This is a genomic window from Paenibacillus oryzisoli (assembly GCF_001653565.1).
Classification (GTDB): domain Bacteria; phylum Bacillota; class Bacilli; order Paenibacillales; family NBRC-103111; genus Paenibacillus_E; species Paenibacillus_E oryzisoli.
In genome coordinates this window covers 39,265-50,628 of the sequence record NZ_LYPB01000037.1, presented here as the reverse complement: position 1 = coordinate 50,628, position 11,364 = coordinate 39,265, and the positions used below count along the sequence as shown (strand labels likewise).

At 48.0% G+C, this 11,364-nt stretch carries 9 protein-coding genes; 3 read left to right on the top strand and 6 right to left on the bottom strand.

The features are described from left to right. Positions 1 to 392 precede the first annotated feature (392 nt). The 6 genes from A8708_RS01310 to A8708_RS01290 all read right to left on the bottom strand — a co-directional run bounded on the left by A8708_RS01310 (position 393) and on the right by A8708_RS01290 (position 6,367). A complete protein-coding gene (locus tag A8708_RS01310) occupies positions 393 to 1,259 on the bottom strand; it encodes a hypothetical protein (protein WP_204787447.1) in 867 nt (288 codons plus the stop codon). A gap of 95 nt (positions 1,260 to 1,354) precedes the next feature. Next, positions 1,355 to 2,269 carry an HPr(Ser) kinase/phosphatase gene (gene hprK / locus A8708_RS01305; RefSeq protein WP_068661735.1) on the bottom strand — a complete coding sequence of 305 codons (915 nt, stop codon included), beginning with the start codon at positions 2,267 to 2,269 and terminating at the stop codon, positions 1,355 to 1,357. A 305-nt stretch (positions 2,270 to 2,574) separates the two neighbouring features. Next, positions 2,575 to 2,745, bottom strand: a complete 171-nt coding sequence (locus tag A8708_RS35190; protein WP_157264501.1) for a hypothetical protein — start codon at positions 2,743 to 2,745, stop codon at positions 2,575 to 2,577. 161 nt (positions 2,746 to 2,906) lie between these two features. Further along, entirely contained in the window at positions 2,907 to 4,289 is a 1,383-nt protein-coding gene (locus A8708_RS01300; protein WP_068661734.1) for a DUF4129 domain-containing protein, read from the bottom strand. Next, positions 4,270 to 5,403, bottom strand: a complete 1,134-nt coding sequence (locus A8708_RS01295) for a DUF58 domain-containing protein (RefSeq protein WP_068661733.1) — start codon at positions 5,401 to 5,403, stop codon at positions 4,270 to 4,272. The genes A8708_RS01300 and A8708_RS01295 overlap by 20 nt, the downstream gene beginning before the upstream one ends. A 7-nt stretch (positions 5,404 to 5,410) precedes the next feature. Next, positions 5,411 to 6,367, bottom strand: a complete 957-nt coding sequence (locus tag A8708_RS01290) for an AAA family ATPase (protein ID WP_068661732.1) — start codon at positions 6,365 to 6,367, stop codon at positions 5,411 to 5,413. A 524-nt stretch (positions 6,368 to 6,891) separates the two neighbouring features. Between A8708_RS01290 and A8708_RS01285 the strand changes: the two genes are divergently transcribed. The 3 genes from A8708_RS01285 (at position 6,892) to A8708_RS01275 (ending at position 11,338) form a co-directional block, all read left to right on the top strand. Beyond that, complete coding sequence (locus A8708_RS01285; RefSeq protein ID WP_068661731.1) at positions 6,892 to 8,550, top strand: response regulator; 1,659 nt, start codon at positions 6,892 to 6,894, stop codon at positions 8,548 to 8,550. A 68-nt stretch (positions 8,551 to 8,618) separates the two neighbouring features. Beyond that, a complete protein-coding gene (locus A8708_RS01280) occupies positions 8,619 to 10,373 on the top strand; it encodes a histidine kinase (RefSeq protein ID WP_082927202.1) in 1,755 nt (584 codons plus the stop codon). Next, complete coding sequence (locus A8708_RS01275; protein ID WP_068661729.1) at positions 10,370 to 11,338, top strand: substrate-binding domain-containing protein; 969 nt, start codon at positions 10,370 to 10,372, stop codon at positions 11,336 to 11,338. Before A8708_RS01280 ends, A8708_RS01275 begins: the two co-directional genes overlap by 4 nt. Positions 11,339 to 11,364: the final 26 nt, after the last annotated feature.

Below are 11,364 nucleotides of genomic sequence, written 5' to 3'. Positions count from 1 at the left end.
GGGTGTTTGTAGGGGTACAAATACCATACCGAATGAGCGGCCTTTTTGGCTACCTTTTTTTGGTTAATCAACAGGCCTGGAGAATCTACAGTTAATCTTAACCAATTAGACTGGTTTGACCACAAGAGGCAGTTTTACCTACATGTTTTACAGTTAAATCGAAATTTTGAGAAGATTTCCCGGAATACATTTTCCAGTTATTACAAATGCGCCAGGGCCAGCTTCTTACATATTCAAAATTTACCAATAACGTTGTAGTGCGGAGATCTCTTGTCTGTGTCCGGTCCAGAGAGGCCGAGATTCACTGAGCTAAACTAATCAGTTTGGCGCGTTTGGGGGCACCTGCAAAAAAACCAGTTAACATCCGCAAATCGGAAGTTAACTGGTTTTTTCTATTCGTCACGGTTATTGTTGTTACCGGGCTTTTTATCATTGTTTTTTTTGTCTCTTGGCGGTTGCTTGTGATCTTTCTTGTCATGTTCTTTGCTGTCATCTTTGTCATCGGCATGTACATTCAAATGAACATTCATTTTATCGGCGTCGAGATTGTATTGTTCGGCGAGCCGCTCGCTTAGTACTTGCTTAGCATCAGCGGCAGTGAGGTCAATAGAACCTAGCAGTTTGGATACCCATGCTTGAGCCTGCGCTCCTGTGAGATGAACTCTGCCGGCATGTGGAGACTGGATACTCAGATCATACTGTGAACCTTGTGCTCCCTTGGATTGCTTTAAATGAAAGTTGAAATGCTGCCCATCTACACTCAGATCGACATCCTTCAGGTTAGAACGTTGACCTGCCGGGGAAGCTTCTGGCTGTTTATCCACCACCGTAGGCGAAGGGGGTGGACTTGCAGATGGGCTCGGAGCTGCTGTACCCGGGACAGGTACTTGATTGGGTACAGGCGACTCCGTCGGAACGGGAGATACAGACTGTTCGGTTTCAGAAGCGATTGCGCTCTCTGAAGATCCTTTAACATAAGCGGCCTGTTTCTTGTTATTCAGAATGATTTCAACCTCGCTCCCCGTCTTTAAATCGCTTAACTGAGCTTTCTCGTCATTCAGGTATACCCAGACGGAAGAAGCCAAAGAGACGGTTTGATTACCAGTGTCTGTATGTAAAGTAATCGTATCTGCCGTCAGCGCTGCTAGTTTGCCTTGAATTGATGTAGAAGTTGCCACACTGGATGAAGTTGCCGCATACGTGGTCCAGCCACAGAGCATCAGGATAGCTAGTCCAAAAGCTATAATTGTTATTTTCATTTTTGAGAACATAAAAACACCTCCGCTAACAGCTTTCGAGCCGAGGGGAGGTTTTGGGACGGTATGTGCAAAAACCATATAGGGAGCGCAGCAGCCTAGTCTGTGTCGGATTGCAGCCGTTGCATGAATTCTTCGGCTGCACTGTAACCTTGTTGACGCAGATACCAGCTATTGGCGGCAGCTTCGATAAGACCGGCTACATCACGTCCGGGTTGTAGCTGAATCTCAATATGGGGAATAGAAATGTCCATATAATCGGTAAATGTAGGCTCTAACTCTAAGTCATTGTTCAGAGCGTGCTCCTGCCACTTCGTCAGCTCGATATCGAGCACGATGCGTGTCTCATCTTGAAAAGCCTTGCGGCCATAAAGCCGTGAGACATTAATGAGTCCAACGCTGCGCAGTGCGAGGAATTCCTTTGTTTTGCCGTTGTGCGTGCCGAGCAGCGTTTCGGGGCTAATCTTCTTGAGCACCACGATATCATCGGCGACTAGGCGATGGCCTCTGCGGATCAACGTGTGTGCGGTTTCGCTCTTGCCAACCCCGGACTTTCCGCGCAGCAGGATGCCGATCCCTGAAACGTTGACGCAGACCCCGTGGACGGCTATTTCCTGTGCTAGTGATTTGCTCAAAAACAAATCAACCAAGTCCTGGAATTTGCTTGTAGGGGCGCTCGTGCGAAGAAGGGGGATTCGCTCTTCTTCGCAGTATTTCTTTAAGTATTTCAAGCCCTCTTGGCTTCTCGTTACGACGAAACAAGGCGGGTGATATTTGACAATATTACCGATGTGCAAATTTCTTTCATTTTCGCTGAGCTTATGCAGGTAGGTGATTTCTTTGCGACCTAATAGCTGCACATGCGCTTGTGGGAAATATTCAAAATAACCGACGAATTCCAAACCAGGGCGGTGTGCCTTTGTTTTGGTAATAGGACGGTGGAGCTCCGAATGGCCAGCAAGAATCTCGAGCGAAAAGCGTTCAACTAAATCTTTGACAGTGACGGACTTCAAACGGGTGATCCTCCTTCGAGTTGATCATGAGATCGTTCTTTATTAGATTCTCTTTCCTATAGGAACAATCCTTTAAATGAAGGTGAAAGGGCACGCTAAACATGCAGATTACAAGGATTTCTATGGCTTTCATTGCTTTTGCAAGTTAGGTTGGTAGGAGAATAGAAAAAATAGTATGGGATCAAACGGATATGGAAGTAACTCACAAGGAATATGGTAAAAAAATAACGCTCTGCACCGAGATGGTGTAGAGCGTTTTATAAATTAACTCTTGCCTTCATCCGCTTCTCTGTATGTAAAAGCAGCTATCTGTGAAAGCCGCATTTTTTGGCAAGTGTTGGCCATGTCGAGAGAAACATGCTTTCCCACCTGTCTTCAGGTAATACGAGGATCCATCTCGCGATTTGATCCAAGCCCATTTCGTTAAGCGTGTGAAGCACTTCTTCTTTTTCTGATCCGGTTTTTAATGCTAACATCTCAAAACCACCTCAATCGAATGTATTCAAACAATTATGTATATGCCAATTTCTGAAAATATGTGACGGTTATTTTCAAAACGAGAGTAAGCAAGCCCAGGAAGAAGCTTGTTCTTTGTACCATTTGGAAATAAAGAGGTGTCTCTTAGGGTAGGCTTATCTCATTTCAACTGGCTCCGAATGCTCGGATCAATGGTTTGAAGCACTTGAGCAAGTTCCTCATCTGAGATCGCTTCTCGTCCATATCTCACCCGATTATAAGCCGTAGTAAGCGCGTGAACAGAAGTTTCTGCAAGCTGTGTTTGGTGCGTGAGCTCCCAACCTGTTTCGTTGGGTGTTAATGCGCGTTTGAACGTGTAGCCACCCCTGCTTGCTTGCCCAATCAACAGACGATATAGATAGCGAATACGCTCCTGATTGTTCACAAGCTGCGACCAAGATGGCTCGCGATTGGATGTTGACCATAGCTTAGAGCTTGCTTTGCGCCACCATAAGTTAGGAAGCTCTCGCCAATCGAGAAGGGTTTCTTTCTCATCGGTATACCCGTCAGTTGTATCTCCTTGTTCCCGTTGTAACGATCGCTTCCAAAAGCGCCGGATGAACGAGAGAAGCAATGGTGCAAGCTTCATTAGAATGAGATAGAGACAGCCGAGAATGAGTGCAATGACCAACACATACCCGACAATTTGCACAACATACTGCATGAGAATTCCAAACCAACTTGGCTCATGCGGTGCAGTTGGCGGAAGTTCCATGGGAGGCGGTGCGGAAGGGCTGGGTTCAGGCACAGCAGGTGCTTCTTCAGACGCCATCAATCCCAGAAGCCAAGCTAGGATGCCACGCATAAGGTGCAAGAGGGCTTGTTTAACTTGCTGAAAGTATGCGACGGCAGCAATAACCGCAATAAAGCCGATTAGCCAAATGCGACTGGAACGTTTCACGGTTTGAGATAACGACGAAGCGGCAGCCCGATCATTCCCTGCTAAGGTAGCGACAAGAAGCTGTGTACGATTCGTGATAAAGAAGAAAAGGATGAGCGTGGCGAATCCAAGTCCGTTTAGGGTTATTTTGTAAGGAAGCATAATCGCTACGCGGGTCATAATGGGAACACCAATGAAGTACATCACGCCAGAGATCACGAATACCCCAGCTGGATAAAGGGAGAACCAGCCATTCTTGGCATAACGAATCCCTCGGTAGACGAGTAGTACACTAATGGCTGCGCTTAAAGCAACGTGCAAGGGTTCCATTTGAAAAATATAGGATAATCCGTAACCTGCGGCTACGCAGACAAGGATCTCGTAGCCTATGCGAGAGAGCCACTTGAATTGTCCCACATAAGCACCAATCAGGAAGCAGAGTAACAATTGAATGCAAGTTAGCGCAAGCGCGCTATCGAGGACATAAACTTGAGATAACGTAACTAGCGGAGCAAAGATAACCAGCTCGACGATAGCAAATAAGAGTGCCATGCCGCTTCCTCGCAGAATGTAGGATAGACGAGAAGGCGGGGAATTCGTTTGATTAAGCAAGGGCTTGAGCATCAGATGGAGCCGCCTCCTTATCACCGAGGTCCAGCAGATTATGTTGTAAGGGAACAAGGAAGACCGAATGTCCAGCTGCTTCAAGTCGTTCGATGCTGCGCGCCATTCCTTCAGAAACGAAAGCCGTTAGCAGGATGATATCCAACGCCTCACCTTCCACCTCGATGCCGTAATCAAGAAAATCCTCACAGGAACGGGCACAAGAGATCGCGAGCTTCGCCATCGTTTGAAATAGATGCTCCAATTGTCCCCAGCCGCCTTCAGGCGCGCAGTACACGGGAATACCCGGTTCATTCAGCAGCCAACCGTTATAGCCAAAACCGACAGGAACCCCTCGGCTAACAGCATGTTCGGCTAATGTTGCCGCGTAGGAGAGGGCTTTCTCGACAAGTTCAGGGTCGGTCACGGCGTCCCACATCGTTTCGGTCACTTGACTGTTAACGACAATAAGTAATCGAGGATCTGCCGTAAATTCACGGTTGTAGACTTGAAGCCGCTGACTGCGTGCCGTTGCTTTCCAATGAATACTGTTCATTGTATCGCCATAGCGGTATTCCCTTGCACCGGAGACGAGGAATGGATCAGGCATAATCCAGCGCTGAACCGTTACATCGCCTTGCCACCGGCTGGAGAGGAGCGGAATGTCGTCGCGATTCACCAGACGCGGGTAAACTAGAAGCTCTACATGTATGCGGTGCGTAGTAGAGGCAGCTTGTAAACCGACGAAATCCCCCATCGTTGCGGCGATGGTTTCGAGCTTGTACCAACCGCGTTTCGCTGCATGCACACCATGGCGCCGCACGATGCGGGTATAGGGCATGAGGCTGAATAGACTACGATGGTTCTGAAAGAGGGAGCCGCTGCTCACTTCCAGATTATTCATTTGCGTGAAGTGGAGACCGGCATGAATCGTTGATTCCAAGCGCAGCCAGGGAATCGGCGCAAGCTTACGATTCACGATGGTTTCAATCATGAGAATATCATCGCCGACATGGCAATGTGTGGTATCAAAGTTCCGTTCTATGCGAAGTCCACGAAACCCCCAGCGAGCGAAAAACTGAAACTGGAGAAAGAAGAGAGCGGCAGCGATAATGACTATCCAGCTTATGCTCATCCGTCCGCTACCCCATCTTCACTTCCGTAGGAACGGGGGTAGCGGCAAGGATGCTCTTCAGCAGTGCAAGCACTTGCTGATCTTGCTGGCGCGAGCGCGTGCGCAGAAGAATGCGATGCGCCCAGACGGGCGCAGCCAGCGCCTTGACGTCGTCCGGCAGCACGTAATCGCGGCCGCGCAGCGCGGCATACACCTGCGCTGCCTTCATCAAGGCGCGCACGCCGCGCGGGCTGACGCCGAGCGCAGCGTCCGCATGCGTGCGCGTCGCTTCCGCGAGCTGCACGATGTAGTGCAGCAGCTCGTCGCTGACGCGCACCTGCGGGAACAGGAGCTGCGCTTCGAGCAGCTCCGCGCGGCTCACGACCGGCAGCAGCGCATCCAGTGGATCTTGCTGCTGGTAACGCTGCAAGATCAAGACCTGCTCGGCTGCCGTCGGGTAGCCGAGGGACAGCTTCATCAGGAAGCGGTCGAGCTGCGCTTCCGGCAAAGGAAAGGTCCCCTGGTTCTCGACAGGGTTCTGCGTGGCAATGACGAGGAACGGCGCTTCGAGCTTGCGCGTTTCCCCGTCGATGCTAACCTGGCGCTCCTCCATGCTCTCCAGCAAGCTGGATTGTGTGCGCGGCGTCGCGCGGTTAATCTCATCGGCGAGCACGATGTGCGCGAAGAGCGGCCCTGGGCGGAATTCGAATTCGCCCAGCTTCTGGTTGAAGAAATTGATGCCGCTTACATCGGACGGCAGCAAGTCAGGCGTGAACTGGATCCGCTTCATGGAGCCATGGAGGGAGCGGGCTAATGCCTTGGCCAGCTGGGTCTTACCAGTGCCGGGTACATCTTCGAGCAGGACGTGACCAGAAGCGATGAGTGCGATGACGAGGAGCTCGATGGTATCGTTTTTGCCTATAATAACGTGACCAACGTTTTCTTGAATGCGAGATGCGATGCGTGAAATGGGTGCAATGTTCAAGTCGTTAACCTCCTGAATAATGAATGATGTGAAGGAATGCTGTTGTTGGTTCGCAAGAGTAGCTGAAGTGTCAGGATTTACATATACGTCATCTAATTTTACCATCCAACAGGTGTTATTTACCAACTATTCATTTGCGACTGTTAGCAGAGTAAAGAGTTGCGAAGCTTACCCTTCATTATTCAATGACGATAGTCCGACTTTTCCAAACTAAATCGCGGATTCCATGGGGAAAAGTGTATATAGTCCGATTCCCCCGAACTAAATGTCCACTTTTTGCGGGAGTAGGTTAGTTGGGGCGATTTAGATCGATTAATTCGGACTAATGGAGGAGGATTGTTGGCACTGAGAGTGGAAGTAGTTCGGCCAAATCGGACTATGGAACAAATGATGGGTTTATTTGAATGTACCTCGCGCGTCTCTCGAATTCTATTTGTATAATGGGTAGCCAGTGAGTACAATGATGGTGATCATTCGTAACGTTAAGTGGATGCTTCTAATATGGGGAGCCAGGGAGGTCAAGCATGTACAAGCTGCTGTTAGTAGATGATGAAGAGGATGTACGCGAAGGTGTCGTCCGTGAAATAAATTGGGAAGCGATTGGCTTTGAAGTTGTCGATAAGGCGGAGAATGGGAAAGAAGCGCTGGAAATGGTGGAGCGTCTGCAGCCGGATGTGGTTGTGACGGATATTCAAATGCCTTTCATGAATGGCTTGCAGCTTGCTGAGGCCATTAGAGAGCGCTTTCCCACGATTAAGCTCATCATCCTGACCGGACATGATGAATTTGAGTATGCCCAACGGGCGATTAAGCTGCATATTGATGAATATGTGCTGAAGCCTTTTTCCGCACAAGAGCTGGTGAACGCTTTGCTGAAGGTGAAGGCTCAGGTGCAAGAAGAGGTTGCGCATCGGAAGGATGTGCAGTTGCTTAAAGAGCATTACCGCAAGAGTATGCCCGTACTGAAGGAGAATTTCTTAGCGACATTAATGAATCGGAAGCTTCCTCGAGACGAGGTGTTTGAGAAGGCAGCCAACTATGGCATTGAGCTCAGCGGGAATAGCTATGTGGTGGCCGTTTTGAGCATCGATGGTGTGTTTATTTCGGAAGAAGATGTGGAGAATCGGGAGGAACTGTCGAAGTCGATATCTTTGAAGTATTCGGAGGATCAGGCGTTGAAATATTTCGCCCTCTTAAATATTTCCGAAGAAATTGCGGGCAAGCGTGGCCTCGGTCTCGTTTTCATGCATGATGATCAGGTAGTGTTGCTAGCGGCGAGAGAGAATAGGGACAAGGAGGCAGCGCTGCAGGAGACGATGAGGGTGCTGGAAGAAATTCGGCAGAGTGTGGAAAAATATTTGAAATTCACCCTTACTGTTGGGATCGGCAGTGTGATGAAGGACGTTACGAAAATTAGCTATTCGTATGAGGATGCTGTGCTTTCTCTCGATTACAGACTGATTCTGGGCAGTAACCGGATGATATACATTGATGATGTGGAGAAGCGCAGCGTGGATAAGATTCGCTTCGATGATGTGAAGGAACATGCATTGACCCGCTGTATTAAGGTAGGCACATCACAAGAGATCCGGGAGACGATTGATGAGCTGTTTCAAGGCATCGAGGCCGGTGTGTCTGTGAAGGATTATCAGATTTATCTGCTTGAAATTCTTACTTGTATTCTCAAAGCAGCCAAGGACTCGAACCTAAATGTTGACGAGGTATTTGGCGAGAGTTTTATCCCGTTTACGGAGATTAATAAGTTCACTTCCTTGGAGGAAGCGAAACATTGGTTGGTCGAGCTCTGTGCGAGCATGATGAGTCACATTGCCACCGATCGTCAGTATACGTATAAAAACCTCGTGGATCTAGCGAAAGATTATACGAAGACCCACTATCATGAAGGTGATATCACGATTAATAAAGTGTGCGGACATCTGCATATTAGCGCGGGTTATTTCAGTTCCATTTTCAAAAAAGAAACCAAAATGACCTTCGTAAACTATTTGAACCACATTCGGATGGAAGCGGCGAAAGAGCTCTTGCGTTCAACGGATATGAAGGCGTTAGAAATCGCTGAAAAGGTGGGCTATGCGGATGCGAATTATTTCTCCTTCTCCTTTCGCAAAAATGTGGGCGTTTCCCCGAAGGAGTATCGCAATAACAGCGCCAAAGGGCTGTAGGACTAGAAGGGGGTAGAAGTGCTTTGAAACGCAGAGTGAGTACGCTGCTGAAAGCTTTATATAACGTCATGCTCGATACGATGCGGGTAAAAAGTATTCAGTTTACCATAACCATGTCATTCATTCTTATTACCGTAACCGTCATGCTTGTTGTCTCCTTGGTGCTCTATAATAAATTTGCCAAAACAGCAGAGGAGAGCGCCTTTCTAAGTACGGCCCAGGTCATTGAGCAAGTGCAATTCAATCTGGAGCAGTACATTAAGGGGATGTCAGATACGTTCGAAGTCGTTGATGCCAAAATTGCCAGGAGCCGCGGCATCCCGTCGGACAAGCTGCTCGAACAGCTAGATACAATCGCGAGTACGCGTGAGGACATTGTATCTATTCATCTATTTACCGCGGATGGCGGATTGGTTACCGGTGTACCAACGACAGAGATGCGCAAAAATACACGGCTGCTCGAGCAGCCGTGGTTTCGGTCTGCCCTAGATAACCCGAATCATCTTACGTTTTCCTTACCGCATATCCAGAACCTATTCAAAGATCCCTATAAGTGGGTGGTCTCTATGAGTAAAGGGGTCACGATTGAGCAAAATGGGAACTTGGTGAATGCAGTTATTTTGGTGGATATTAATTTCAAGACATTGGACGATGTGTTTCGTACGGTATCGCTCGGTAATAAGGGTTATGTCTACATCATTGATGATTCTGCAGGCAGCATTGTGTATCATCCGCAGCAACAGCTGATTTATATTGGTCTGAAGTATGAGAATGTAGAGCAAGCCCTTAAATTCTCATATGGTCGATATATGGATGAGAGTGAAGGGGAGTCGCGGTTAAACGTTGTGCGGACCGTTAATAACATCGGGTGGAAAATTATCGGGGTATCGTATCTCGATGAAATTGTGACGACGCGCAAGGAAATTTCGACATTCATGATTTGGTTGTTAGTGATCGTGTTGTTCTTCATTTTGTTAATTTCCTCGTTCATGTCTGCCCGTATTTCCCAGCCGATTAAACGTCTAAAGAAGTCTATGGAAATGGTGGAGAAGGGGCATTTCGACACGTATATTCATGTGCGAGGGGCCGATGAAGTCGAGCAGCTCTCGCGGCGCTTCAATTTGATGGTGTCGAGGGTTCGCGAACTGATGGATCAGAGTATTGAAGAGCAAGAGATTAAGCGGAAGAATGAGCTAGAGGTTCTCCAATCGCAGATTAATCCGCATTTTTTATACAATACACTCAATTCGGTTGTGCGAATGGTTGGCAACGGGAGGACGGAAGAGGTTGTGACGACGATCACATCGCTGTCGAAGTTCTTCCGGATATCGCTCAGCAAGGGCAAGAACATTATTACGATCGGGGAAGAAATCGAGCATATTCGCAACTATTTGATCATTCAGAAGATGAGATATAAGGACAAGTTTGAGTATGAGATCCATGTCTCGGAAGAGGTGCTTCCTTACAAAACGCTCAAGTTGATTCTACAGCCTTTTGTGGAAAATGCGCTTTATCACGGGATCGAGTACATGGTGGATGAAGGATTGATTGAGCTCATCGTCTCGATGGATCATGGGAAGATTCTCTTCGAGATTCGAGATAATGGGGTTGGGATGTCAGAGGAAACGCTGAAAAGTATTATGAACGGCCAGGTGAAAAGTGACAAGGGATCAGGTGTCGGTTTGCGAAATGTGAATGAGCGGATTCAGCTTTATTTTGGCATGGACTATGGAGTGCATGTGAGTAGTGAGCTGGAAGAAGGAACGACGGTCCGAATTACGATTCCAGCTATTCTAGATGGCGAAGGGGGGAGTGAAGAATGAGATGGAAACCACTAATGATTGCTCTTCTCGTCGCTCTTCTCTCGATTTCCTCCTGCACGGAAAGTGTGGAAACTTTGCCAACTGAGCAAAAGAAGCACCTAGAGGTCGTTCTCCGCAGTCAAGAAGGCGACTATTGGAAAACCGTTAAGTTGGGGGCAGAGGTCGCGGCGAAGGAGTTTGATGTGACGCTCGACTTCCGAGCACCGGGTGATGAGGCCGATGTGAAGGGGCAGATTGCCTTGTTGGAGCAGTCTATTGCCAGCTCGCCGGACGCGATTGTCTTAGCCGCTAATGACTATAAGGAGCTTTCTCCTATCGTGGATGAAGCGGGTGAAGCGCATATTCCAGTCATTACGGTCGATTCTGAGGTAGAGACGAAGAATGTGCGCAGTTTTATTGGGGCGAATAATTATGAGGCAGGTCAACTAGCAGGGCGACAATTGATTAAACTGATCGGAACGAGTGGGCAAATTGCCATTATGAGCTTCCGCAAAGGGGAGCGCAATACGGAGCTGCGGGAAAAAGGGCTTTTGGACGAAATATCGAAGTTTCCGGGCGTACAGGTACTTGATACGGTATATAGCTTAACGGATCGGGAACTTTCCGCCAAACTGACACATGATATTATTGACAAACATCCCGAGCTGGATGGAATTGTGGCGCTAAATGAGATTTCCTCGATTGGCGTTGCCAGTGCGGTACAGAGTCGGAATTTGAATGAAAAGGTGAAAATCATCACGTTTGACAGTACCTCAGAGGAGCTAGAGCTGCTCCAAGAGGGTGTTATTCAAGCAACGATTATTCAAAATCCGTTTAGTATCGGTTATTTGGGCGTGAAAAGTGCGGTAGATGCTCTGAAGGGTAAAAGTGTGCCCAAGCGCGTGGAGACGGGAATTAAGGCCATTGATTTGAATAATATGTTCTGGTCAGACAATCAAAAATTGCTATTCCCATTCATAAAGTGAAGAAAAGTGATGAGAATTTTGATAGA

Bases quoted from the DNA above. Each gene is read 5' to 3' on its own strand.
- A8708_RS01310 (WP_204787447.1), bottom strand. From the start codon at position 1,259: ATGAAAATAACAATTATAGCTTTTGGACTAGCTATCCTGATGCTCTGT.
- A8708_RS35190 (WP_157264501.1), bottom strand. From the start codon at position 2,745: ATGTTAGCATTAAAAACCGGATCAGAAAAAGAAGAAGTGCTTCACACG.
- A8708_RS01300 (WP_068661734.1), bottom strand. From the start codon at position 4,289: ATGCTCAAGCCCTTGCTTAATCAAACGAATTCCCCGCCTTCTCGTCTA.
- A8708_RS01295 (WP_068661733.1), bottom strand. From the start codon at position 5,403: ATGAGCATAAGCTGGATAGTCATTATCGCTGCCGCTCTCTTCTTTCTC.
- A8708_RS01285 (WP_068661731.1), top strand. From the start codon at position 6,892: ATGTACAAGCTGCTGTTAGTAGATGATGAAGAGGATGTACGCGAAGGT.
- A8708_RS01280 (WP_082927202.1), top strand. From the start codon at position 8,619: ATGCTCGATACGATGCGGGTAAAAAGTATTCAGTTTACCATAACCATG.
- A8708_RS01275 (WP_068661729.1), top strand. From the start codon at position 10,370: ATGAGATGGAAACCACTAATGATTGCTCTTCTCGTCGCTCTTCTCTCG.